The 24,798-nt window shown below is 53.1% G+C and carries 17 protein-coding genes; 11 read left to right on the top strand and 6 right to left on the bottom strand.

Annotated elements, in window-relative coordinates:
- Positions 1-59 precede the first annotated feature (59 nt).
- The 4 genes from atoD to ACLJXE_RS01650 are packed head-to-tail and all read left to right on the top strand — an operon-like array spanning position 60 to position 3,906.
- Positions 60-719, top strand: a complete 660-nt coding sequence (gene atoD / locus ACLJXE_RS01665) for an acetate CoA-transferase subunit alpha (RefSeq protein ID WP_410749918.1) — start codon at positions 60-62, stop codon at positions 717-719.
- A 2-nt stretch (positions 720-721) separates the two neighbouring features.
- On the top strand, positions 722-1,372 hold the full coding sequence (locus ACLJXE_RS01660; protein ID WP_048211108.1) for a 3-oxoacid CoA-transferase subunit B: 651 nt from the start codon (positions 722-724) through the stop codon (positions 1,370-1,372).
- A complete protein-coding gene (locus ACLJXE_RS01655; RefSeq protein WP_286629080.1) occupies positions 1,369-2,691 on the top strand; it encodes a TIGR00366 family protein in 1,323 nt (440 codons plus the stop codon). The genes ACLJXE_RS01660 and ACLJXE_RS01655 overlap by 4 nt, the downstream gene beginning before the upstream one ends.
- 30 nt (positions 2,692-2,721) lie before the next feature.
- A complete protein-coding gene (locus tag ACLJXE_RS01650) occupies positions 2,722-3,906 on the top strand; it encodes an acetyl-CoA C-acetyltransferase (RefSeq protein WP_410749917.1) in 1,185 nt (394 codons plus the stop codon).
- Positions 3,907-3,949: 43 nt separating this feature from the next.
- On the opposite strand, the gene gyrA is transcribed toward ACLJXE_RS01650, so the two are convergent.
- Entirely contained in the window at positions 3,950-6,586 is a 2,637-nt protein-coding gene (gene gyrA, locus ACLJXE_RS01645) for a DNA topoisomerase (ATP-hydrolyzing) subunit A (RefSeq protein ID WP_286629078.1), read from the bottom strand.
- Positions 6,587-6,745: 159 nt separating this feature from the next.
- Here gyrA and ubiG point away from each other — a divergent pair, with 159 nt between their 5' ends.
- Positions 6,746-7,468 carry a bifunctional 2-polyprenyl-6-hydroxyphenol methylase/3-demethylubiquinol 3-O-methyltransferase UbiG gene (gene ubiG, locus ACLJXE_RS01640; RefSeq protein WP_410749916.1) on the top strand — a complete coding sequence of 241 codons (723 nt, stop codon included), beginning with the start codon at positions 6,746-6,748 and terminating at the stop codon, positions 7,466-7,468.
- 40 nt (positions 7,469-7,508) lie between these two features.
- Here ubiG and yfaL read toward each other — a convergent pair whose 3' ends face one another.
- A complete protein-coding gene (yfaL, locus tag ACLJXE_RS01635; RefSeq protein WP_410749915.1) occupies positions 7,509-11,276 on the bottom strand; it encodes an AIDA-I family autotransporter adhesin YfaL/EhaC in 3,768 nt (1,255 codons plus the stop codon).
- A 688-nt stretch (positions 11,277-11,964) separates the two neighbouring features.
- On the opposite strand from yfaL, the gene nrdA reads away from it, so the two are divergent.
- The 3 genes from nrdA to yfaE all read left to right on the top strand — a co-directional run bounded on the left by nrdA (position 11,965) and on the right by yfaE (position 15,746).
- Entirely contained in the window at positions 11,965-14,250 is a 2,286-nt protein-coding gene (gene nrdA / locus ACLJXE_RS01630) for a class 1a ribonucleoside-diphosphate reductase subunit alpha (RefSeq protein ID WP_410749914.1), read from the top strand.
- Positions 14,251-14,361: 111 nt separating this feature from the next.
- Positions 14,362-15,492: a class Ia ribonucleoside-diphosphate reductase subunit beta gene (gene nrdB / locus ACLJXE_RS01625; RefSeq protein ID WP_003834668.1), complete on the top strand. Its 1,131-nt coding sequence runs from the start codon at positions 14,362-14,364 to the stop codon at positions 15,490-15,492.
- The gene (gene yfaE, locus ACLJXE_RS01620; RefSeq protein ID WP_135321220.1) at positions 15,492-15,746 is read left to right on the top strand and encodes a ferredoxin-like diferric-tyrosyl radical cofactor maintenance protein YfaE; all 255 of its coding nucleotides are present in this window, start codon (positions 15,492-15,494) and stop codon (positions 15,744-15,746) included. The genes nrdB and yfaE overlap by 1 nt, the downstream gene beginning before the upstream one ends.
- Before the next feature lie 81 nt (positions 15,747-15,827).
- Here yfaE and glpQ read toward each other — a convergent pair whose 3' ends face one another.
- Positions 15,828-16,898: a glycerophosphodiester phosphodiesterase gene (gene glpQ, locus ACLJXE_RS01615; protein ID WP_286629074.1), complete on the bottom strand. Its 1,071-nt coding sequence runs from the start codon at positions 16,896-16,898 to the stop codon at positions 15,828-15,830.
- A 3-nt stretch (positions 16,899-16,901) separates the two neighbouring features.
- Positions 16,902-18,260 carry a glycerol-3-phosphate transporter gene (gene glpT / locus ACLJXE_RS01610; protein WP_048211098.1) on the bottom strand — a complete coding sequence of 453 codons (1,359 nt, stop codon included), beginning with the start codon at positions 18,258-18,260 and terminating at the stop codon, positions 16,902-16,904.
- Positions 18,261-18,532: 272 nt separating this feature from the next.
- Here glpT and glpA point away from each other — a divergent pair, with 272 nt between their 5' ends.
- From glpA to glpC, 3 genes are read left to right on the top strand one after another with little or no spacing between them, the layout of a single operon-like run.
- Positions 18,533-20,161 (top strand): anaerobic glycerol-3-phosphate dehydrogenase subunit A, encoded by a 1,629-nt coding sequence (glpA, locus tag ACLJXE_RS01605; RefSeq protein ID WP_410749913.1) that lies wholly within the window; start codon positions 18,533-18,535, stop codon positions 20,159-20,161.
- Positions 20,151-21,410 (top strand): glycerol-3-phosphate dehydrogenase subunit GlpB, encoded by a 1,260-nt coding sequence (gene glpB, locus ACLJXE_RS01600; protein ID WP_410749912.1) that lies wholly within the window; start codon positions 20,151-20,153, stop codon positions 21,408-21,410. The genes glpA and glpB overlap by 11 nt, the downstream gene beginning before the upstream one ends.
- Positions 21,407-22,597: an anaerobic glycerol-3-phosphate dehydrogenase subunit GlpC gene (glpC, locus tag ACLJXE_RS01595; RefSeq protein WP_286629071.1), complete on the top strand. Its 1,191-nt coding sequence runs from the start codon at positions 21,407-21,409 to the stop codon at positions 22,595-22,597. The genes glpB and glpC overlap by 4 nt, the downstream gene beginning before the upstream one ends.
- Positions 22,598-22,638: 41 nt before the next feature.
- Here glpC and yfaU read toward each other — a convergent pair whose 3' ends face one another.
- Both yfaU and ACLJXE_RS01585 read right to left on the bottom strand, forming a co-directional pair.
- The gene (gene yfaU / locus ACLJXE_RS01590) at positions 22,639-23,442 is read right to left on the bottom strand and encodes a 2-keto-3-deoxy-L-rhamnonate aldolase (protein ID WP_410749911.1); all 804 of its coding nucleotides are present in this window, start codon (positions 23,440-23,442) and stop codon (positions 22,639-22,641) included.
- Positions 23,443-23,467: 25 nt separating this feature from the next.
- On the bottom strand, positions 23,468-24,757 hold the full coding sequence (locus ACLJXE_RS01585) for an MFS transporter (RefSeq protein WP_410749910.1): 1,290 nt from the start codon (positions 24,755-24,757) through the stop codon (positions 23,468-23,470).
- Positions 24,758-24,798: the final 41 nt, after the last annotated feature.

Genomic DNA, 24,798 nt, shown 5'->3' with positions numbered 1-24,798 from the left:
GCACCCGGCTTGCAATTCCCTGAGCGTACCCAAAATGGAGTATGCAAAAGGGAAACATAATGAAAACAAAACTGATTACTTTACAAGACGCAGCGAACTTCTTTCGTGACGGCATGACCATCATGGTCGGCGGTTTTATGGGGGTTGGCACGCCACCTCGCCTTGTCGAAGCCTTACTTGAATCTGGCGTCAGGGATTTAACGTTAATTGCCAACGATACCGCGTTTATCGATACCGGTATTGGTCCCTTGATCGTTAACGGTCGGGTGAGCAAAGTGATTGCCTCGCACATTGGCACCAACCCTGAAACCGGTCGCCGCATGATTGCCGGCGAAATGGACGTGCAACTGGTGCCACAAGGCACCCTGATTGAGCAAATCCGCTGCGGCGGCGCGGGTCTTGGCGGTTTTCTCACGCCAACCGGTGTCGGCACCGTAGTAGAAGATGGCAAGCAGACCATGACGCTTGATGGCAGAGTCTGGTTACTCGAACGTCCATTGCGTGCCGATCTGGCGCTGATCCGTGCCCACCGCTCTGACACGCTTGGCAACCTGACCTATCAACTTAGCGCCCGTAATTTTAACCCACTGATTGCCCTCGCCGCCGACATCACACTGGTTGAACCGGATGAAATGGTCGAGATCGGTGAACTCCAGCCAGACCAGATCGTCACCCCCGGTGCCATTATCGACCATATCGTCATTCCACAGGAGAGCTAATCATGGATGCTAAACAACGTATTGCGCGCCGTGTGGCGCTTGAGCTTCACGATGGGGATGTCGTCAACCTGGGGATTGGCCTGCCGACGATGGTTGCGAACTACCTGCCCGCTGATATTCATATCACATTGCAGTCAGAAAATGGTTTTCTCGGTCTGGGTCCGGTCACGACCGCGCATCCCGACCTGGTAAACGCCGGCGGGCAACCGTGCGGGATTTTGCCAGGCGCCGCCATGTTTGATAGCGCCATGTCATTTGCGTTAATTCGCGGGGGCCATGTCGATGCCTGCGTGCTTGGTGGGTTACAGGTCGATGAGCAGGCTAACCTCGCCAACTGGGTCGTTCCCGGCAAAATGGTGCCCGGCATGGGAGGAGCAATGGATCTGGTGACCGGCGCGCGCAAAGTGATTATCGCTATGGAGCATTGTGCAAAAGACGGCTCAGCGAAGATCCTCCGACATTGCACCATGCCGCTGACGGCACAACATGCGGTGCATATGCTGGTCACCGAACTCGCTGTTTTCCGCTTCATTGACGGAAAAATGTGGCTTACGGAAATCGCGGAAGGATGCGATATCGCCACGCTGCGTGAAAAAACTGAAGCACAGTTTGATGTCGCTGCCGAGCTGATTATCCTGCGAGGTGATGCATGATCGGCCGCATTGCTCGTTTTATGACGCGCGTGGTCAGCCGCTGGCTGCCTGACCCGCTAATTTTCGCCATGCTGTTAACGCTGTTGACCTTCGGCATCGCGCTGTGGCTAACGCCACAAACGCCAGTCAGCATGGTGAGATTCTGGGGTGATGGTTTCTGGAACCTGCTGGCCTTTGGCATGCAGATGGCGCTGATCATCGTCACAGGCCATGCGTTAGCCAGTTCAGGACCGGTGAAAAGTCTGCTGCGTACGGCGGCCTCCGCCGCCAAAACCCCCGCTCAGGGGGTGATGCTGGTGACATTTTTCGGTTCAGTCGCCTGCGTCATCAACTGGGGTTTTGGTCTGGTGGTGGGGGCGATGTTTGCCCGTGAAGTCGCACGCCGAGTACCCGGCTCCGACTATCCGCTGCTGATTGCTTGTGCCTACATCGGTTTTCTCACCTGGGGAGGTGGCTTCTCCGGTTCAATGCCATTGCTGGCGGCAACGCCAGGCAACCCGGTTGAGCACGTCGCAGGGTTAATTCCGGTCGCAGACACGCTGTTTACCGGTTTCAACATCTTCATCACCGTGGCACTGATCGTCGTGATGCCGTTCATCACACGCATGATGACGCCAAAACCCTCTGATGTGGTAAGCATCGATCCGAAGCTGTTACTGGAAGAAGCTGATTTCCAGAAAAAACTGCCACCCGACGCCCCACCATCGGAAAAACTGGAAGAGAGCCGCATTCTGGCCCTGATCATCGGGGCATTAGGGATTGCTTATCTGGCCATCTATTTCACTGAGAAAGGCTTCAACATCACCATCAACACCGTCAACCTGATGTTTATGATTGCCGGTCTGCTGCTGCATAAAACGCCTATGGCCTATATGCGTGCCGTTAGCGCTGCCGCACGTAGCACCGCCGGCATCCTGGTGCAGTTCCCCTTCTACGCCGGTATTCAGTTGATGATGGAGCACTCTGGCCTCGGCGGATTGATTACCGAGTTCTTCATCAACGTCGCCAACAAAGACACCTTCCCACTGATGACCTTCTTCAGTTCAGCACTGATTAACTTTGCCGTGCCATCTGGTGGCGGCCATTGGGTTATTCAGGGGCCATTCGTCATGCCAGCCGCTCAGGCCCTTGGCGCCGATCTCGGTAAGTCCGTCATGGCTATCGCCTATGGCGAGCAGTGGATGAACATGGCGCAGCCGTTCTGGGCGCTACCTGCATTGGCTATCGCCGGATTGGGTGTGCGCGACATCATGGGGTACTGCATCACCGCCCTGCTCTTCTCAGGCGTCATTTTTGTCATTGGATTGACCTTGTTCTGACCGCCATTACTTACCTAAAGGAACAGAAAAATGAAAAACTGTGTCATTGTCAGCGCGGCACGTACCGCAATCGGTAGTTTTAATGGCGCACTGGCGACCACCAGCGCTATCGAGCTGGGATCAACCGTGATAAAAGCGGCAATCGAGCGCGCTCATCTTGATCCGCAGCAGGTTGAAGAAGTCATTATGGGCAACGTGCTGCAGGCCGGTCTGGGACAGAATCCGGCGCGTCAGGCATTGCTAAGAAGCGGTCTTTCCGACTCCGTTTGCGGCTTCACCGTCAACAAAGTGTGTGGCTCAGGTCTCAAAAGCGTGGCGCTTGCGGCTCAGGCGATCGCAGCCGGACAGGCCCTGGCACTGGTCGCTGGTGGAATGGAAAACATGAGTCAGGCCCCCTACCTGTTAGATGCTAAAGCGCGCTGGGGATATCGCCTCGGTGACGGGCAATTGTCAGACGTCATTTTGCGCGACGGGCTGATCTGTGCTGAACATGGCTACCATATGGGGATTACCGCCGAGAACGTCGCTAAAGAGTACGGCATCAGCCGCGAAATGCAGGATGAACTGGCACTGCTATCACAGCAGAAAGCCATTGCCGCAATAGAGTCCGGCGCTTTCCAGGCCGAAATCGTCCCCGTCAGCGTACAATCACGTAAGAAAACCCTCATTTTTGAACGCGATGAGTTTCCCAAGGCAGACTCCACGGCGGAAGGTCTTGCCGCATTGCGTCCGGCGTTCGACAAAGCGGGCACTGTTACCGCTGGCAACGCCTCGGGGATTAACGACGGCGCAGCCGCTCTGGTGGTAATGGAAGAGTCGGCAGCGCTGGCTGCTGGGCTAAAACCGCTGGCGCGCATCAAAGCCTGGGCCAGCGGTGGCGTCGCCCCGGCGATGATGGGCATGGGACCCGTTCCTGCCACGCAAAAAGCGCTACAGCTGAGCGGACTGCAACTGTCGGATATCGATCTTATCGAAGCTAACGAAGCATTTGCCGCGCAGTTTCTTGCCGTGGGTAAAACGCTGGGGTTTGATGCACAAAAGGTCAACGTTAACGGTGGTGCGATTGCGCTGGGCCACCCTATCGGCGCCAGCGGCGCGCGTATTCTGGTCACATTGCTGCACGCGTTACAGGCACGGGATAAAACACTCGGTCTGGCAACGCTGTGTATCGGCGGCGGACAGGGTATAACGATGATCGTAGAGCGGATGAACTAAAAAAAAGGGCCGGATTTCTCCGGCCCTTCTCATTACTGCTTAATTACTCTTCTGCGTCATCCGCTGCATCGTCATCGCTTTCGGCTTCAGGCGCGATATCATCGTCCCCTTCAGCAGCGCTTCCGTCGATGGAATCCAGTTCTTCGTCATCAACCGGTTCAGCAACACGTTGCAGACCCACTACGTTTTCATCTTCCGCCGTGCGGATGAGGATCACGCCCTGGGTGTTACGCCCAACCACGCTGATTTCCGACACGCGCGTACGCACCAGCGTACCGGCATCGGTGATCATCATGATCTGGTCAGTATCTTCAACCTGTACCGCGCCGACAACAGAACCGTTGCGCTCGGTGACCTTGATGGAGATAACGCCCTGCGTCGCACGAGATTTCGTCGGATACTCTTCCGCCGCGGTACGCTTACCGTAGCCGTTCTGCGTCACGGTCAGGATGGCACCTTCACCGCGTGGAACAATCAGAGAAACAACTTTATCTTCCCCTGCCAGCTTGATACCGCGCACACCGGTCGCGGTACGCCCCATCGCACGGACGGCGTCTTCTTTGAAGCGCACCACTTTACCGGCAGCAGAGAACAGCATGACTTCATCAGAACCCGAGGTCAGATCGACGCCAATCAGCTCATCACCATCATTGAGGTTAACCGCAATGATACCGGCAGAACGCGGACGGCTGAACTCGGTCAGTGCCGTTTTCTTCACTGTACCGCTGGCGGTCGCCATAAAGACGTTCACGCCCTCTTCGTACTCGCGTACTGGCAGGATAGCCGTGATACGTTCGTTGGCCTCAAGCGGCAGCAGGTTGACGATTGGACGTCCACGCGCGCCACGGCTCGCTTCCGGGAGCTGATAAACTTTCATCCAGTACAAACGACCACGGCTGGAGAAGCAGAGGATCGTGTCATGAGTGTTGGCCACCAGCAGGCGGTCGATAAAGTCTTCTTCTTTAATACGTGCTGCTGATTTACCTTTCCCACCACGACGCTGCGCTTCGTAATCGGTTAACGGTTGATATTTAACGTAGCCCTGGTGAGACAAGGTTACGACAACATCTTCCTGGCTAATCAGATCTTCGATGTTGATGTCAGCGCTGTTCGCGGTAATTTCAGTACGACGTGCGTCGCCGAACTGCTCACGAATCAGCTCCATCTCTTCACGGATAACTTCCATCAGACGATCGGCACTGCCCAGAATGTGCAGCAGTTCAGCAATCTGCTCCAGCAGCTCTTTGTATTCGTCGAGCAGTTTTTCATGCTCAAGGCCGGTCAGTTTCTGCAAGCGCAGATCCAGAATCGCCTGGGCCTGCTGTTCAGTCAGGAAGTACTGACCATCACGCACGCCAAACTCAGGTTCCAGCCATTCAGGACGTGCAGCGTCATCACCCGCACGTTCCAGCATGGCAGAGACGTTACCCAGTTCCCAGGAACGCGCAACCAGTGCCGCTTTCGCTTCAGCTGGGGTCGGTGCACGACGGATCAGTTCGATGATCGGATCGATGTTGGCAAGCGCAATCGCCAGCGCTTCGAGGATGTGCGCACGGTCGCGGGCTTTACGCAGTTCAAAAATAGTACGGCGGGTAACCACTTCACGACGGTGACGAACAAACGCAGCGATAATCTCTTTCAGGTTCATGATCTTCGGCTGACCATGGTGCAGCGCAACCATGTTGATACCGAACGAAACCTGCAGTTGGGTCTGGGAGTAGAGGTTATTCAGCACCACTTCCCCGACCGCGTCGCGTTTCACTTCAATCACGATGCGCATACCGTCTTTGTCAGATTCGTCACGCAGTGCGCTGATACCTTCAACGCGTTTGTCTTTTACCAGCTCGGCGATTTTCTCGATCAGGCGTGCTTTGTTCACCTGATACGGAATTTCATGCACGATGATGGTTTCACGGCCCGTTTTCGCGTCAGCTTCGACTTCCGCACGCGCGCGAATGTATACCTTGCCGCGACCGGTACGGTAAGCTTCTTCGATACCACGACGACCATTAATGATCGCAGCGGTCGGGAAGTCCGGACCCGGAATATGTTCCATCAGCCCTTCAATGCTGATGTCTTCATCGTCAATATATGCCAGACAGCCGTTGATCACTTCCGTCAGGTTGTGCGGCGGAATGTTGGTTGCCATACCTACCGCGATACCGGACGAACCGTTCACCAGCAGGTTAGGAATTTTGGTTGGCATGACGTCTGGAATGCGTTCGGTGCCGTCGTAGTTATCGACGAAATCAACCGTTTCTTTTTCCAGGTCAGCCATCAGCTCGTGGGCGATTTTCGACATACGGATTTCCGTATAACGCATCGCAGCTGCGGAGTCGCCATCGACAGAACCAAAGTTACCCTGACCATCCACCAGCATGTAACGCAAGGAGAATGGCTGCGCCATACGAACAATGGTGTCGTAAACGGCGGTATCACCATGAGGGTGGTATTTACCGATTACGTCACCAACGACACGGGCAGATTTTTTATAGGCTTTATTCCAGTCGTTGCCCAATACGTTCATGGCGTAAAGTACGCGACGGTGTACCGGCTTCAGGCCATCTCGGACGTCCGGCAGCGCACGGCCAACAATGACCGACATCGCATAATCCAGATAGGAGCTCTTCAGCTCTTCCTCAATGTTGACCGGTGTAATTTCTCTCGCAAGGTCGCTCATCTAACCGCTATCCCTCTACTGTATCCCGGATTCAAAGGTCGCAAATTATAACACATCCACGCAGATTCAGGTAAATGGATTCCCCCAGACAGAGGCTTTATTCATCCCGTCAGGCTGATATACTCGTTTGTATTGCTAATTCCAGGAGTAGAAGCCCCAATGAATGCCGAAAAACCCCCGGTAACTCACAACGTTGACCATGAAGAAATTGCCAAATTTGAAGCAGTCGCGTCGCGCTGGTGGGATCTTGAGGGTGAATTTAAGCCTCTGCACCGCATTAACCCGCTGCGTCTGGGCTATATCGCCGAACGGTCAGGTGGTCTGTTTGGTAAAAAGGTACTCGACGTCGGCTGCGGCGGCGGGATTCTGGCAGAAAGCATGGCGCGTGAAGGCGCAACAGTCACCGGCCTGGATATGGGGTTTGAACCCTTACAGGTGGCAAAACTGCATGCGCTGGAAAGCGGTATTCATGTTGAGTATGTGCAAGAAACCGTCGAAGAACACGCCGAGAAATATGCGCACCAGTATGACGTTGTGACCTGCATGGAGATGCTGGAACACGTACCGGACCCGCAGTCAGTGGTCAGAGCCTGCGCCCAGCTGGTGAAACCTGGCGGCGACGTGTTTTTCTCCACGCTCAACCGCAATGGCAAGTCATGGCTGATGGCGGTCGTCGGTGCTGAGTACATTCTGCGCATGGTGCCCAAAGGCACGCATGATGTGAAAAAATTCATTAAACCTGCCGAATTGCTGAGCTGGGTGGATCAGACCGATCTCCGTGAACAACATATGACTGGCCTGCACTACAACCCGCTGACTAACACCTTTAAGCTGGCCCCAGGTGTTGACGTCAACTACATGCTGCACACTAAAAATAAATAATCTCGTTATTGTCCCTCCCGCACCAATGGTGCGGGAGCGATCACCAGTTAGCCGTCAGTGACAAATACCCCATCGCCTGTGTGAAATTCTGCGTGCCTTTTTGCCACGCTACGCTACCGCGCAACGAAACACGTTGACTGATATTTGTCTGAATCCCCATTTTGACCTCACCACGCCGCTTGCCCGCATCATCAGCAATATCGCTGCCATCCTCATTCAGGGTTGTGGTGTGCGGATCCCAATAATAATTGACATCCAACATTGGCGTGAAACGCACGTTGTGGGCAGGAGACAAGTGCCACTCGCTGTGTAGCCCTAATCGGCTCTGTATGTTATCACCCTGCTGTTGTGAAACCTGCGAATGGTTGGCCGCAGTAAAATTATCCTGCTTCACGCCGTTGTAGATAAATTGTGCCTGTGGTTCCAGCAAGAAACCATTACGCATCGACCACTGATAACCGCCTTCCAGTGACGCCTGCATACCAGAGGTACTGTAGTGGTCGTCCCCTCCTTGCGACTCTGAAACCTGATTATCAAACCAGGCATACTGGAGCCAGCTATCCAGCCATACACCCTGTTGACCACGGCCATGCTGGAACCAGGTTGAGGTGATACCAAGAGCATAACCGTGGTTTTCATTGTGTTCATCTGTACCGGTTATCCCGGAACGGCTTTCCCCCTGATTATCGCTATAACCGCCCACCACACCCAGCAGCCACATACCTTCATCGCCCGCCGCGCGCGTCATCACATTGCCACTCAACTGCACAGTGGAAAAATCCTCATGCTGCTCCAGTTGGCCTGCCGCGGTGTAATCATTGTGCCCACCACTGACCCGCAAATGGAGCGCCTGACCATCTGCCCCGGCGTGATCGCGACGCTCCATAACAAACGCCTGGTTTGCGGCACGTAAATTATTGAGATACCCGCCCATTTTGGCATTTAACACGGGTTGAAATGCGGGAGTCGACGCAGGTGTGGGGTCAGGCGTCGGTTGCAGATCAGGTGGCGTTGGTGGTACTGGCGGCGGCGCTATTTTTTGCGACCGGAGATACCAGTCATTATTGTCTTCAACGAGCGTATAATCATACGCCCCCAGATTGACGTAGCCATTCCCTGCAAGACTAAACTGCGCATCGTTTTGATAGCTGACCGGGTCCGCGGTGAAATCCACGACTTTGATACCCGTCGATGTCGGCTGCCCAATCCCGGAAACCGGATTAATCACGACTGTCGTGGTACCGGAAGTATTGCCGTTCAGTACCAGCGTATCGCTCGTTGAACTATCACCGTCCAGCTCGCTGTCCATCTCCAGCGTGCCACCGCCGGTATAATCCCCATTAACCGTGACGGTGTCGCCCGCCACGCCGTTTGCTGCGCTGATCGTGCCAGACGTGTTAGTCAGATTACCGTCTACCGTCACCCCCGCCAGATTCGTGAGACTGTCGGTCTCCAGATTGGTTTGCAGTGTGCCGCTCAGGGTCACGCCATCGGTAGCATTAACCAGGGTTCCCTCACCGCTGAACAATGACGCATCCAGGACGCTGGACGTATCCTGTTGAGTGAGCCGCAGGACGGTACCATCGCTAATGTCAAATGTTCCGGACGAAGATGTATCGATAGATTGCACATCCTGATCCATGCCCGTTTCAAACACCGCCCCCTCACCAACCCATAACGATGAGGCATAAGGAAGAATATCGACCGCATCACCTTTCAACGTGCCCTCTTCTACCCTTACCGCAGAAGTTGCCGTGCCGGTTGCCATCAGTTCCAGCGTACCTGTACCGGTTTTGGTCAGCGTGCTGCCACTGTCCTGATGCGTACCGGTACTGTCGGCCATTAATCCGCCCCACTGGGTATCCACGCCGTCTTCAACGCGAATTTCTCCATCGGCGCGCATTTCAATATCCCGGGCATGGCCTGCGGTCTGCGAGCGGGTATCAACATCAGCCGTCACATCCATTTCGCTGTGTTGCTGGCTATCGGTGAAGATGACGGAACGGTTGTAGTCAGTATTACCCAACTGAGAATTATCACTGACATCCAGGATGCCGGAAGCAATTTGTGTGTTTCCCAGGTACGTATTGTCATTGGCGAGGCTCACATGCTGGTCACCCGCATTGATAACCACATACACGCCATCCCCACTACCGTCACTGCCTCCCACATGGATCCCGTTGCCACCGATAAGGTCGATAACATCATTTTGACCGATTACCGTCCCGCCACTGCCGCTAATTTGCAGGCCATCATTCAGCGACGAATCACCGTTATAGGTTGTGAAATCAGAGAGATCCAGCACACCGCCATTTAAAACGATGGACTGCGGGTCGGCCTGCATTTCCTCCAGATCGGCCTGATTCCCGCCCAGAGAAAGTACGGCGTTATCTTCCACCACAATATCGCCGGTTAACGCCATCGACTGTGCACCCGCCAGGGTATAGCTCCCATTTTGTGCAACAGTCAGTTGCCCTTCGCCCTGTATCGTGCCGGCAAACGCTCCGCTATCGACGGTAACATTGCCCCCGGCGTCAATATTTAACGTTCCATTTTCAAAACCGGTCAGTGAATGAATAAACGTTTGCTGTGTATCCCCAACATTCAGTTCAGCGCGGTTATCAGGACGGCGAAGACCCCCAATGCGCAACCCATAGCAGTCCTGCGGGTCATTTTGGCAATGCGTGTCGCCAACATTCATCAGGGAATTACTGCGCCCCAGCGTGACCTCTCCGTTCTCTATCGTCATCTCACCGGTAAAATCATTATTATCCGCATTCAATACCAGCTCACCCTCGCCCTCTTTGGCAATAAGGCCGGTTCCGGCAAGCGAATCCATCGCCCCATCATTTGCGTTATCACCAATAACCATCGTCTTATTGGCCGCAATATCAAACTCAACCACACTATGGCCGATATACATGAAACCACCCGCCGCCGCCGACGCGCTATCGCCATACCCCCAGGCACTATTGTTACTGTCAATCAGCACGCCGTCATTCTGTGTGTAATTATCATCAACTGATATATCAATAAGATAAGGTGCATTCACGCTATTGGTATAGATCGCGCCACCGTCACCTTCCGCAATATTATTCGTAAAACGGGTATTATTTATTATTGTTTTCCCGGATAAATGTGTATTGTCGGTGTCATTATCTGTCACATCGATAGCGCCGCCGTCTCCGTCACTATACGTTGTTGATGTATGGGCTTGATTATTATCAAATACCACATCACTAAAATAGTTATCGTTATTAATTGAATAAACTGCGCCGCCTTTCCCATCGTTTGCAATATTCCCTGTAAAAATGGCATTGGTGACAACCACATCCATATCACCCACATCATTTGTTCCGGCTGAATAGATCGCCCCACCGTAGCCACCTGCCACATTTTTAGTAAATACAACGTTATCAAGGTTCAGATATGCGTTCTCTTTAGCAAAAATTGCGCCACCGTTATTATATGCTCCACTCACGCTGTTATTTGCAAAAAGCGCCATTCCGGAATCGCCTTCAGGCGCTACACTGAAGCCAGCACCGCCCGCCAGAAACACAGCTCCGCCGCTGGCGTTATTTGTCATATCAGAGAAGATAAGCCACTGCCCGTCAGAAACCTGCCACGCGGTATTTCTCCCAGATATATTCTGGCGACTGGCATGACAGCTGCTCGTGACGTTGTATCCCTGGCATGCCTGAGTCACCTGCGTCGTCGCCTCAGCCTGCATAAGAGGCCCGGCTAACATGGGTGGTAGAATCAACAGGAATCCTTTCCTTTTAAAAATACGCCATTCTTTATTACACATAATAAAAAGCCAATAAGTAAAAACACATCGTCATTTAAAGCCAAGTATTGAACGCAGAAAAATACAGATTTGTAAAAATGTTCCACCGGATAATAAGAATCTACTCATTGGATTTAATGATATTAAACAAAACATTTAGTAAATCTAAATAGAAAAGGAGAAAAGATAAAAATAATACAACCTAAATTAATCTTCAGTTCTCTTTTTTCTGCACAAATAAACAAAATGAATATTTCATTAACATTTGCTGTTTAAAAATTAGACCGACTAAAAATAACACGCCGTTACATACGTTCATATTATGAACAATCGCAATGAGTATCACTTTTCCACATCAAAAACAGGTTAAAAATCAATTTTTGTCATGCATAATACGATAGCGGTAAGTCGACCGGATCAATTAAGCGTGTAATTGTGACGTTCAAGAAATCAGCAAACAGATATTTTTAACAATTTTTTCTCTTCCCATTGACTTTCCCGAACACCTTGTCTGACCTAAGTTGCGCCGGAACCCGTTTTCTTCACCCGACTTATCCACAAGGTTATGCACTTGCAAGAGGCCTGTTTTCACACTATCTTGCAGTAAATCATAAACACACCCCCTATATATAGTGTTCGCAACGGATTACCTCACGACAGGATTTCGGGCGTAGCTATTGCGGAGATAACCCAAACAGGTGCTACATACATGAATCAGAGTCTGCTGGTGACTAAGCGTGATGGCCGTACTGAGCGCATCAATCTGGACAAAATCCACCGAGTTCTGGATTGGGCGGCAGAAGGGCTGAATAACGTATCGATTTCTCAGGTCGAGCTGCGCTCCCACATTCAGTTTTATGACGGTATCAAGACTTCCGATATCCACGAAACGATTATCAAAGCCGCCGCCGATCTGATCTCCCGCGACGCACCGGATTATCAGTACCTGGCTGCTCGCCTGGCAATTTTCCACCTGCGTAAAAAAGCCTACGGTGAGTTTGAGCCGCCAAAACTGTTCGACCATGTGGTGAAAATGGTTGAAATGGGCAAATACGACAATCATCTGCTGGAAGACTACACGGACGAAGAGTTCAAGCAGATGGACTCGTTCATCGTACACGACCGTGATATGACCTTCTCTTATGCTGCGGTGAAGCAGTTAGAGGGAAAATATCTGGTTCAAAACCGTGTTACCGGTGAGATTTATGAAAGCGCACAGTTCCTCTACATTCTGGTCGCTGCCTGCCTGTTTTCTAACTACCCGCGTGAAACCCGTCTGGAATACGTTAAACGTTTCTACGACGCCGTTTCTACGTTTAAAATTTCACTGCCGACACCAATCATGTCCGGCGTGCGCACCCCTACCCGTCAGTTCAGTTCCTGCGTACTGATCGAGTGTGGCGACAGCCTGGATTCGATTAACGCCACTTCCAGCGCGATTGTAAAATACGTTTCCCAGCGCGCCGGTATCGGCATCAACGCGGGTCGCATTCGTGCTCTGGGTAGCCCGATTCGCGGCGGTGAAGCGTTCCACACCGGCTGTATCCCGTTCTACAAACACTTCCAGACAGCGGTGAAATCCTGCTCTCAGGGCGGTGTTCGTGGCGGTGCCGCCACGCTGTTCTACCCGATGTGGCATCTGGAAGTGGAAAGCCTGCTGGTACTGAAAAACAACCGTGGTGTAGAAGGCAACCGCGTCCGTCATATGGACTACGGTGTGCAAATCAACAAGCTGATGTATACCCGCCTGCTGAAAGGCGGTGACATCACTCTGTTCAGCCCGTCCGATGTTCCGGGTCTGTACGACGCATTCTTCGCCGATCAGGACGAGTTTGAACGCCTGTACACAAAATATGAAAACGACGACAGCATCCGCAAACAGCGCGTGAAAGCGGTTGAGCTGTTCTCGCTGATGATGCAGGAACGTGCTTCTACAGGTCGCATCTACATTCAGAACGTTGACCACTGCAACACTCACAGCCCGTTTGATCCGGCTGTCGCACCGGTGCGCCAGTCCAACCTGTGCCTGGAAATTGCACTGCCGACCAAACCGTTGACCGATGTGAACGACGAGAACGGTGAAATTGCGCTGTGTACGCTGTCTGCATTTAACCTTGGTGCTATCGACAGCCTGGATGAGCTGGAAGAATTGGCTGTACTGGCTGTGCGTGCTCTCGATGCGCTGCTGGATTACCAGGATTATCCCATTCCGGCCGCTAAGCGTGGCGCCATGCGCCGTCGTACGCTGGGTATTGGCGTAATCAACTACGCCTACTGGCTGGCGAAAAACGGTAAGCGTTACTCTGATGGCAGCGCCAATAACCTGACCCACAAAACCTTTGAAGCCATTCAGTATTACCTGCTGAAAGCCTCTAACGACCTGGCAAAAGAGCAAGGCGCATGCCCGTGGTTTAACGAAACCACTTACGCCAAAGGTATTCTGCCGATCGATACCTACAAGAAAGATCTGGATGCCATTGCCAACGAGCCGTTGCACCTGGACTGGGAGCAACTGCGTGAGTCCATTAAGACCCACGGTCTGCGTAACTCCACGCTTTCTGCGCTGATGCCGTCAGAGACCTCTTCGCAGATCTCCAACGCCACCAACGGCATTGAGCCTCCGCGCGGTCACGTGAGCATTAAAGCATCCAAAGACGGCATTCTGCGTCAGGTTGTGCCGGACTACGAACACCTGCACGACGCGTACGAACTGCTGTGGGAGATGCCGAACAATGACGGGTATCTGCAACTGGTAGGGATCATGCAGAAATTTATCGATCAGTCGATTTCTGCCAACACCAACTACGATCCGTCACGCTTCCCATCAGGAAAAGTGCCGATGCAGCAGTTACTGAAAGACCTGCTCACCGCCTACAAATTTGGTGTCAAAACGCTGTATTATCAGAACACCCGCGACGGTGCGGAAGATTCTCAGGACGATCTGGTGCCATCCATTCAGGATGATGGCTGCGAAAGCGGCGCATGTAAGATCTGATGAATGATGCCGGGTGGCGCTACGCTTACCCGGCCTACGATTGCACGGTTTGTAGGCCGGAAAAGGTGCTTGCACCGCCTCCGGCGCACATCCCACAAAGGATTCACATCAATGGCATACACCACTTTTTCACAGACGAAAAATGACCAGCTTCTGGAACCGATGTTTTTCGGTCAGCCAGTGAACGTCGCCCGCTACGACCAGCAAAAATATGACATCTTCGAAAAACTGATCGAAAAGCAGCTCTCTTTCTTCTGGCGTCCGGAAGAAGTCGACGTTTCACGTGACCGCATTGACTTCCAGGCACTGCCGGAACATGAAAAACATATTTTTATCAGCAACCTGAAGTATCAGACGCTGCTGGACTCTATTCAGGGGCGTAGCCCGAACGTGGCACTGCTGCCGCTGATTTCTATCCCTGAGCTGGAAACCTGGGTGGAAACCTGGGCATTTTCCGAAACTATCCATTCCCGCTCTTATACCCATATCATCCGTAATATCGTTAACGATCCAGCGGTGGTGTTCGACGATATCGTCACCAACGAACAGATCCAGAAACGCGCGGAAGGCATTTCCAGCTACTACGATGAGTTGATCGAGATGACCAGCTACTGGCATCTGCTGGGCGAAGGCACGCATACGGTCAATGGTAAAACGGTTGTCGTCAACCTGCGTGAACTGAAGAAAAAACTGTATCTGTGCCTGATGAGCGTTAACGCGCTGGAAGCTATTCGCTTCTACGTCAGCTTTGCCTGTTCTTTCGCTTTTGCGGAACGCGAACTGATGGAAGGCAATGCAAAAATCATTCGCCTGATTGCCCGCGATGAAGCCCTGCATCTGACCGGCACCCAGCATATGCTGAACCTGCTGCGCAGCGGTGTCGACGATCCAGAGATGGCTGAAATTGCCGAAGAGTGTAAACAGGAATGCTATGACCTGTTTGTACAGGCCGCGTTGCAGGAAAAAGAGTGGGCAGATTATCTGTTCCGTGACGGCTCGATGATCGGCCTGAACAAAGATATTCTCTGCCAGTACGTTGAGTACATCACCAATATCCGTATGCAGGCTGTTGGTCTTGATCTGCCATTCCAGACACGCTCTAACCCGATCCCGTGGATCAATACCTGGCTGGTATCCGATAACGTCCAGGTTGCACCGCAGGAAGTGGAAGTCAGCTCTTATCTGGTCGGGCAGATCGATGCCGAAGTCGATACCGACGACCTGAGTAATTTCCAGCTCTGATGGGCCGCGTGACGCTGCGCATCTCTGGCACACAACTGCTGTGCCAGGATGAACATCCTTCCCTGCTGGCCGCGCTCGAATCGCACAACGTTGAAGTCGAGTATCAATGTCGTGAAGGTTACTGCGGCTCCTGTCGTACCCGTCTGGTGGCGGGTCAGGTTGACTGGATTGCAGAGCCCCTGGCCTTTATTCAGCCGGGTGAAATATTGCCCTGCTGTTGCCGGGCAAAGGGTGATATTGAAATAGAAATGTAGTTTTGTGGGATGGCGTTGTGCTTACCCGACCTACAAACACCATCGTTCGTAAGCCGGGTAAAGGTAGCCGTTCAGGCAGCGTTAGTGCTTATCGGTTAAAAACAGTACCGCTTTGTCGGGGAAGTCGGTGAACAGCCCGTCAACGCCCGCCTTGTTGTACAACACGTCATACAGCTGGTTTACATCTGTTGCATAATCCGGCAGCTGATCGGCACGAACAGTATATGGATGCACCACCATCTTGTTCTGGTGCGCGTCCTGTACCATACCCGTTAATGAGATATTGCCCTTACTGGACTTCTCATCAACCAGCATATGGTAGTCCGGCCCAATGCCATCCGCATACTCCGCCACCTGCTTCATGGCACCCGGTTTGAACATCCAGTCATAGTTGTAATTCACCCAACTGCCGTCTGGTTTTTTCTCCTGAGTTTCATTCCAGTCAGTGTACGCAATCAACTGCACCAGATTGAGATCCATCCCCATCTTCGGTTCCAGTTCATTTTTGATGCGTTTTAACTCCGCAACATCAAAGCACTGCAGATAGACATTATCTTGCTTACCGGTGTACCCGTACTTTTTCAGCACTTCCAGCGTCTTAGCGGCGATGTCCTTCCCTTCCTGGTGATGGAACCACGGCGCTTTCATTTCCGGGTAAATGCCGATGTTTTTGCCGGTTGAATGATTTAATCCCTGAACAAACTCGATCTCTTCTTCGAAAGTGTGCACACGGAAATCAGATTTACCCATCGGGAAACGCCCTGGATATGTCTGTACCTTTTTGCCATTTTCGATATCGAAACCTTCGGTAAATTTCAACGATTTGATCTCATCCAGCGTAAAGTCGATGGCATAGTAACGCCCATCTTTACGCGCACGATCCGGGAAGCGCTCAGCGACATCGGTGACGCGGTCCAGATAGTGGTCATGCAGGACGACCAGATGGTCATCCCTGGTCATCACCAAATCCTGCTCAAGATAATCCGCGCCCTGAGCATAGGCCATCGCTTTCGCGGGCAGCGTATGCTCCGGTAAATAACCGCTTGCCCCACGATGCGCAATCACGATTTTATCGGCGGCGACCGCCGCGCTGCTAACAACCATACCAGCCAGCATCAGCGCGACGCTGAGACTTTTCAATGTGGTTTTCATTAATTAGCCCCCGTTACGTTTCAGCAGCATTTCTTCGTGATGACGTTTTTCACCAATCATGACGACCACCAGCAGAATCACCGCCAGCACGCTACCGCCAATCATCACCATAAAGCCGCCGTCCCAGCCGAAGAAGTCAACGGTGTAGCCGACAATGGCGCTCGCCGCCACAGAACCGCCGAGATAACCGAACAGTCCGGTAAAGCCTGCCGCCGTGCCCGCCGCTTTTTTCGGTGCCAGTTCCAGCGCATGCAGACCGATCAACATTACCGGGCCGTAGATCAGGAAGCCGATGATAATCATACAAGCCATATCAACGTTCGGGTTCCCTGCCGGGTTCATCCAGTAAACGATGGTCGCGATAGTCACCAGCGTCATAAAGAACACACCGGTGGCACCACGGTTACCGCGGAAGACCTTATCCGACATCCAGCCGCACAGCAGCGTACCCGGAATACCGGCATACTCATACAGGAAGTAAGCCCAGGACGATTTATCCAGTGCAAAATGCTTCACTTCTTTCAGATAGGTCGGTGACCAGTCCAGGATGCCGTAACGCAGCAGATAGACGAACACGTTGGCGATAGCGATATACCACAACAGTTTGTTCGGCAGTACGTATTGCATGAAGATCTGCTTCGCAGTCAGCTCTTCTTCCGCTTTTTCGTTGTAATCATCCGGATAGTCGTTCTTGTACTCTTCGATAGGCGGCAGGCCACAGGACTGCGGCGTATCACGCATCATCGCAAAGGCGAACAGCGCAACAACTATCGCACCAAAGGCAGGCATGTACAGCGCAGCTTTCCAGTCGTTAAACCAGGCCATACCCAACAGGAACAGCAGCGGAGGCAGACCGCCACCCACGTTATGCGCACAGTTCCAGACGGAAACGATGCCGCCACGCTCTTTCTGCGACCACCAGTGCACCATGGTACGGCCACACGGCGGCCACCCCATCCCCTGGAACCAACCGCAGAGGAACAGCAGCACAAACATTACTGCAATGCTGGATGTCGCCCACGGCACGAAGCCCATGAACAGCATCACCGCAGCAGCCAGAATCAGGCCAGCTGGCAGGAAAACGCGCGGATTCGAGCGATCCGAGACGGACCCCATGATGAATTTCGAAAATCCGTATGCAATGGAGATACCGGACAACGCAAAGCCCAGATCGCCACGAGAGAAACCCTGCTCAACCAGGTATGGCATGGCCAGAGCAAAGTTCTTACGTACCAGATAGTACGCGGCATAACCGAAAAATATCCCCAGGAAAATCTGCCAGCGTAATCGACGATAAGTCGGATCGATCTCCGCTGCAGCTAAACGTGCTTTGTGTGGCGCAGGTTTAAAAATGCTCAACATATATAGTAGCCTCCGTGGCCGTCTTTCATTCGAAGGAAACACTGCAGATTGCCGCAACAACCCTACCGCTCCCAGTGTGGCCGCGATGTTAAGGAAACATTCAAGGCAATAATGTGAATTACAGCACAGATTGTTACACATTTATGACAAATGTTCATAAAAGCGCACGGAATCACGTTTCATTTTCGAATTATGAGCGATTATGCGCGAAATCAAACAATCCATGTTTTTTATGTGGCTAAATGATAAAAAACGAACTGTGAGGAAAAACAATGAAAACTCGCGACTCGCAAACAAGTGACGTGATTATCATTGGTGGAGGAGCAACAGGTGCAGGGATCGCACGCGACTGTGCCCTACGCGGATTGCGCGTCATCTTAGTAGAACGCCACGATATCGCGACAGGCGCAACGGGCCGTAACCACGGTCTGCTGCACAGCGGAGCACGTTACGCCGTTACTGATGCTGAATCTGCCCGCGAATGCATTAGCGAAAACCAAATTCTGAAACGTATCGCCCGCCATTGTGTTGAGCCGACGGACGGTCTGTTTATTACGCTGCCGGAAGATGAACTCTCTTTCCAGGCAACCTTTATTCGTGCCTGTGAAGACGCAGGCATCCGCGCAGAAGCGATTGATCCACAACAGGCGCGTATTATCGAACCCTCGGTAAACCCGCAACTGATTGGCGCAGTGAAAGTACCAGACGGTACCGTTGATCCTTTCCGCTTAACCGCCGCCAACATGCTGGATGCACGCGAACATGGCGCAGTCATCCTGACGGCCCATGAAGTGACGGGGCTGATTCGTGAAGGTGCGACTGTGTGCGGGGTGAACGTACGCAACCATCTGACGGGCGAGATGCAGTCTCTGCATGCGCCGGTGGTCGTAAATGCCGCCGGGATCTGGGGACAGCGCATTGCGGAATATGCCGATCTGAGCATCCGTATGTTCCCCGCGAAAGGTTCTCTGTTGATCATGGACCATCGCATAAACCAGCATGTTATCAACCGCTGCCGTAAGCCATCTGACGCCGATATTCTGGTCCCTGGCGATACCATTTCGCTGATCGGTACGACCTCACAGCACATTGATTACGACGATATCGACAGCAACCGCGTCACCGCAGAAGAGGTGGATATTCTGCTGCGTGAAGGTGAGAAGCTGGCGCCAGTTATGGCGAAAACTCGCATCCTGCGAGCTTACTCCGGTGTGCGTCCGCTGGTGGCCAGCGACGACGATCCGACCGGTCGTAACGTCAGCCGCGGTATTGTGTTATTCGATCACGCAACGCGCGACGGACTGGACGGATTTATCACCATTACCGGTGGTAAACTGATGACCTACCGCCTGATGGCGGAATGGGCCACCGATGCAGTGTGCCGAAAACTGGGCAATTCTCGCCCTTGTACGACCGCAGAAACTGCACTCCCAGGCTCGCAGGAATCGACCGAACACACGCTTAAACGCGTTATCTCTTTGCCAGCGCCACTGCGCGGCTCGGCGGTCTACCGCCATGGCGACCGCACCCCGGCATGGCTTAGCGAAGGCCGTCAGCACCGCAGCCTGGTCTGTGAATGTGAAGCTGTCACCGCAGGTGAAGTGCAATATGCCGTTGAAAATTTAACCGTCAACAGTTTGCTCGATTTACGTCGTCGCACCCGCGTCGGGATGGGGACGTGCCAGGGCGAATTGTGCGCCTGCCGCGCCGCAGGCTTGCTGCAACGTTTTAATGTCACCACCGCCGCACAATCTATCACCCAACTTTCAGAGTTTCTCAACGAACGCTGGAAAGGCGTGCAGCCTATCGCGTGGGGGGATGCACTGCGCGAAAGCGAATTCACCCGCTGGGTTTATCAGGGGTTATGCGGTCTGGAAAAGGAGCACCAGGATGAAATTTGATACCGTCATTATCGGCGGCGGTCTCGCCGGGCTGATGTGTGGCCTACAACTGCAAAAAAGCGGGTTGCGCTGCACGATTGTTACCCGCGGCCAAAGCGCTCTGCACTTTTCCTCCGGCTCACTGGATTTGCTCAGCAACCTGCCAGATGGTCAACCGGTAACCGACATTGAAGCGGGGCTGAATGCGCTGCGTACTCAAGCACCAGATCATCCTTATAGCACCCTCGGAACACAGACCGTACTGGCGCTGGCGCAGCAGGCACAGAATCTGTTGGAAGAGTGCGGAACACATTTGCACGGTAAGGTTCATCAGGCTCATCAACGTGTCACACCGTTGGGAACCCTGCGTTCAACCTGGCTTAGTTCAGCGGAAGTGCCGGTCTGGCCGTTATCAGCACAACGCATCTGTGTGGTGGGAATTAGCGGCTTACTGGATTTCCAGGCACACCTTGCCGCGGCCTCACTACGCCAGCGCAATCTCAGCGTCGAAACGGCTGAAATCGATTTGCCAGAACTGGATGTCTTGCGTGATAACCCAACCGAGTTTCGCGCCGTCAACATTGCACGTCTGTTAGATAACGAAGATAAATGGTCGCTGCTCTATGACGCCCTGCTGCCAATCGCAAAAACCTGCGACATGATCATTATGCCAGCCTGTTTCGGCCTGGCTGACGATCGGCTCTGGAAGTGGCTCAACGACCGCCTGCCCTGCTCACTAATGTTATTACCCACTTTACCACCATCAGTGCTGGGCATGCGCCTGCATAACAAATTGCAGCGCCAGTTTGTACGCCAGGGTGGGGTGTGGATGCCAGGCGATGAAGTGAAAAAAATCACCTGTCAGGACGGTATAGTGAGCGAAGTCTGGACCCGCAACCATGCCGATATTCCATTGCGTCCACGCTTCGCCGTGCTCGCCAGCGGCAGCTTCTTTAGCAGCGGACTGGTTGCCACGCGTGAGGCCGTTCATGAGCCGATTCTCGGTCTGGATGTACAACAAACTGCCACACGCGCGCAGTGGTATCAGCGTGACGTCTTTGATCCACAACCGTGGCAACAGTTTGGCGTAACCACCGATGCTGAACTGCGTCCATCGCTTGCAGGAAAAACATTAGAGAATATGTTTGCCATCGGATCGGTACTTGGCGGTTTTGACCCTATCGCCCAGGGGTGCGGAGGCGGAGTATGCGCAGTGAGCGCTTTACACGCCGCACATCATATTGCGAAACGTGCAGGAGGCCAGCAATGAGCGACACACGTTTTGAAAGTTGTATCAAATGCACAGTGTGCACCACTGCCTGCCCGGTAAGCCGTGTCAACCCGAGCTATCCAGGCCCCAAACAGGCTGGCCCGGACGGTGAACGTCTGCGTTTGAAAGATGGTGCGTTATATGACGATGCGCTGAAATATTGCATCAACTGCAAACGCTGTGAAGTGGCCTGCCCTTCTGATGTGAAAATTGGCGATATTATCCAGCGTGCGCGCGCCAAATATGACACCACACGTCCGTCGCTGCGTAACTTTGTCTTAAGCCATACCGATTTGATGGGCAGTGTTTCTACGCCGTTCGCACCCATAGTGAACACCGCTACGTCATTGAAACCGGTGCGTCAGCTTCTTGATTATGCACTAAAAATCGATCATCGCCGTACGCTGCCGAAGTACTCCTTCGGTACCTTCCGTCGCTGGTATCGCAGTATAGCCGCACAACAGGCGCAGTATCAGGATCAGGTCGCGTTTTTCCACGGTTGCTTTGTGAACTACAACCATCCGCAACTCGGTAAAGATCTGATAAAAGTGCTGAACGCGATGGGTACCGGCGTACAACTGCTGAGTAAAGAGAAATGCTGTGGTGTACCACTGATCGCCAACGGTTTTACCGATAAAGCACGTAAGCAGGCGGTAAGTAATGTGGCTTCACTGCGAGAAGCGATTGACGGAAAAGGTATTCCGGTGATCGCCACCTCCTCAACCTGTACCTTTGCGCTGCGTGATGAATATCCTGAAGTGCTGGATGTCGACAACTCAGGTCTGCGCGAACATATTGAACTGGCTACACGCTGGCTGTGGCGCAAGCTGGACGAAGGGAAAACGTTGCCGCTGAAAACGTTGCCGCTAAAAGTGGTCTATCACACCCCCTGCCATATGGAGAAAATGGGCTGGACGCTCTACACGCTGGAGCTGCTACGACAAATTCCGGGGCTTGAACTGACAGTGCTGGATTCTCAATGCTGCGGGATCGCCGGAACATACGGCTTCAAAAAGGAAAACTATCCGACGTCACAGTCAATCGGCGCACCGCTGTTTCGCCAGATCGAAGAAAGCGGCGCGGATATCGTCGTGACCGACTGCGAAACGTGTAAATGGCAGATTGAGATGTCTACAAGCAAGCGCTGTGAACATCCGATCACCCTGCTCGCCAACGCATTAGGCTAACGCTGCTGCCCGATGGTATTCCACCATCGGGCAAGCATGTATCAATAACTGCTTTTCAGCTTCTGCGCTGCCTTATCAGATTTAAACATCGCCAGCCTGCCATCCAGTGCCTCACTATAAAGCATCGTATCTACGCCCACGGCAACAAAGTTCGCTCCCCACTGCAGACATTTTTGCGCCATCGCCGGATCGACAGCAAGAAAGCCTGCTGCTTTTCCGGCAGCACGAATGCGGCGGATGCTCTCTTCAATGATTCGCTGCACCTCAGGATGCCCGGCGTTATCCGGATAGCCTAAAGACGCAGAGAGATCTGCCGGACCGATGAAAACACCATCGATACCGTCCACATCCAGGATTGCATCCAGATTATCCAGCGCCGTTTTACTTTCGACCTGCACCAGCAGACAGAGCGACGCATTGGCCTGCGCCATATAATTCTCTATTCGCCCCCAACGCGCCGCTCGCGCCACGCTCGCCCCGACACCGCGTTCGCCGAGCGGAGGATAACGGGTAGCAGAGACCACCTGACGCGCCTGCTCAGCGCTGTCAACCATCGGGATCAGCAGCGTTTGTGCACCAATATCCAGTACCTGCTTAATCAACGCCTTACTGCCTTCAATCGGACGGATCACCGGTTGGCTGGCATAAGGGGCGATTGCCTGGAGCTGGTGATAGAGGTCCTGCACCGTATTCGGTGCATGCTCACCGTCAATCAACAACCAGTCATAACCTGACGTCGCGGCAATCTCGGCCATATAGGAAGTGGTTGAACTGAGCCACAGGCCAATCTGGACTTCCCCTTTGTACAGCGCTTCTTTAAAAGGGTTTGATAACAATGCGTTCATAACGATCCTTACAACGTAGATAAGATTAATGATGCACCGCGCCCATTTGCGAAGCAGGACGGCTGACTTTCAGGGTGAAGATAATGACTGAACCCATAACCGCCACGCATGCCAGGGTCAAAAGCCCTGCTGCATCACTGGCAAAAACGGTTTCAGCTTTAACCCGCAAGATGGGGGCCAGAAACCCACCCACTGCGCCAAACAGATTTACAAAGCCAATGCCCGCCGCCAGTGCGGTACCCGAGAGCAATTGAGTCGGCATTGTCCAGAACACCGGCTGGACGGCAATAAAGCCCGCAGCCGCCACACATAAAGCCAGAATAGCCAGCACCGGAGACACCAGACCGGAAACGCCGATCCCGATCCCGGCGGCTAACAACGTCAGGGCCGCCACATTGCGCCGGTCACCGGTACGATCGGAATAGCGCGGGATGAGCCAGGTACCGAACAGGGCAACCACCCACGGAATAGCCGTCACCACGGACGCAGTAAAACCAACTTTGGTTCCCAATAATGCCGCAACCTGGGTGGGCAGGAAGAAGATCAATCCGTAGACCGCTACCTGAATCGTCAGGTAAATCATCGCCAGTTGCCAGACGCGACCATTGCACAAAGCATCCGACAGCTTTGAGGTGGCCTTTTTCTCTTCTTCGCTCGCCAGCTGACTGATGAGAACGGCTTTTTCTTCCGCACTCAGAAAACGCGCCTGCTGCGGCGTGTCGTCCAGCCAGAAGAAGGTGAAAACGCCTGCGCCAACCGCCAGTAAACCTTCGATAACGAACATCCAGAACCAGCCTGGCTGGCCCATAAAACCGTGCATCTCCAACAGCGCGCCAGAAAGCGGCGATCCCAGCGTTAACGCCAGCGGCGCCCCCATGTAAAACAGCCCCATGATGCTGGCCCGGTTGCGCTGCGGAAACCATTGCGACGTCAGGTAGATCATACCGGGGAAGAAACCGGCTTCCGCCGCCCCCAACAGGGTACGGATAATCAGGAACTTTGCTTCGGTATCCGCCCACGCCATCGCCGCAGAGAGAAATCCCCACAGCAGCGTGGTGGTGCCGATCCAACTTCTGGCACCAAATTTACGCATCAGCAGGTTGGCAGGAACGCCCAGGAACGCGTATACCACAAAGAAAATACCCGCACCCAGCGCATAAGCTTCATTGCTCAGCCCGGTATCAATCTGATACGTCTCTTTGGCAAACCCAATGTTCGAACGATCCAGAAACGCCAGCACATACAGCGCCAACATAAAGGGAATCAAACGCGCACGGTTTTTCTTCACTACACCGTCAAGTAAAGTGGTTGTCATCACAAGATCCTCAAAGAAATGAGGGCGTTGCCGTGAATAAG

The organism is Citrobacter sp. U14242, assembly GCF_046555775.1.
Taxonomy (GTDB): Bacteria; Pseudomonadota; Gammaproteobacteria; order Enterobacterales; family Enterobacteriaceae; genus Citrobacter.
Note: the sequence above shows the minus strand (reverse complement) of the source record. Positions and strands in the feature narration are given on the sequence as shown.

What these genes read in the sequence shown, in the direction of transcription:
- yfaU (WP_410749911.1), bottom strand. Translation starts at nt 23,442, where the DNA reads ATGAACGCATTGTTATCAAACCCTTTTAAAGAAGCGCTGTACAAAGGG.
- ubiG (WP_410749916.1), top strand. Translation starts at nt 6,746, where the DNA reads ATGAATGCCGAAAAACCCCCGGTAACTCACAACGTTGACCATGAAGAA.
- yfaL (WP_410749915.1), bottom strand. Translation starts at nt 11,276, where the DNA reads ATGTGTAATAAAGAATGGCGTATTTTTAAAAGGAAAGGATTCCTGTTG.
- gyrA (WP_286629078.1), bottom strand. Translation starts at nt 6,586, where the DNA reads ATGAGCGACCTTGCGAGAGAAATTACACCGGTCAACATTGAGGAAGAG.
- ACLJXE_RS01660 (WP_048211108.1), top strand. Translation starts at nt 722, where the DNA reads ATGGATGCTAAACAACGTATTGCGCGCCGTGTGGCGCTTGAGCTTCAC.
- yfaE (WP_135321220.1), top strand. Translation starts at nt 15,492, where the DNA reads ATGGGCCGCGTGACGCTGCGCATCTCTGGCACACAACTGCTGTGCCAG.
- nrdA (WP_410749914.1), top strand. Translation starts at nt 11,965, where the DNA reads ATGAATCAGAGTCTGCTGGTGACTAAGCGTGATGGCCGTACTGAGCGC.
- glpC (WP_286629071.1), top strand. Translation starts at nt 21,407, where the DNA reads ATGAGCGACACACGTTTTGAAAGTTGTATCAAATGCACAGTGTGCACC.
- glpQ (WP_286629074.1), bottom strand. Translation starts at nt 16,898, where the DNA reads ATGAAAACCACATTGAAAAGTCTCAGCGTCGCGCTGATGCTGGCTGGT.
- glpT (WP_048211098.1), bottom strand. Translation starts at nt 18,260, where the DNA reads ATGTTGAGCATTTTTAAACCTGCGCCACACAAAGCACGTTTAGCTGCA.
- glpA (WP_410749913.1), top strand. Translation starts at nt 18,533, where the DNA reads ATGAAAACTCGCGACTCGCAAACAAGTGACGTGATTATCATTGGTGGA.
- glpB (WP_410749912.1), top strand. Translation starts at nt 20,151, where the DNA reads ATGAAATTTGATACCGTCATTATCGGCGGCGGTCTCGCCGGGCTGATG.
- ACLJXE_RS01655 (WP_286629080.1), top strand. Translation starts at nt 1,369, where the DNA reads ATGATCGGCCGCATTGCTCGTTTTATGACGCGCGTGGTCAGCCGCTGG.
- nrdB (WP_003834668.1), top strand. Translation starts at nt 14,362, where the DNA reads ATGGCATACACCACTTTTTCACAGACGAAAAATGACCAGCTTCTGGAA.
- atoD (WP_410749918.1), top strand. Translation starts at nt 60, where the DNA reads ATGAAAACAAAACTGATTACTTTACAAGACGCAGCGAACTTCTTTCGT.
- ACLJXE_RS01585 (WP_410749910.1), bottom strand. Translation starts at nt 24,757, where the DNA reads ATGACAACCACTTTACTTGACGGTGTAGTGAAGAAAAACCGTGCGCGT.
- ACLJXE_RS01650 (WP_410749917.1), top strand. Translation starts at nt 2,722, where the DNA reads ATGAAAAACTGTGTCATTGTCAGCGCGGCACGTACCGCAATCGGTAGT.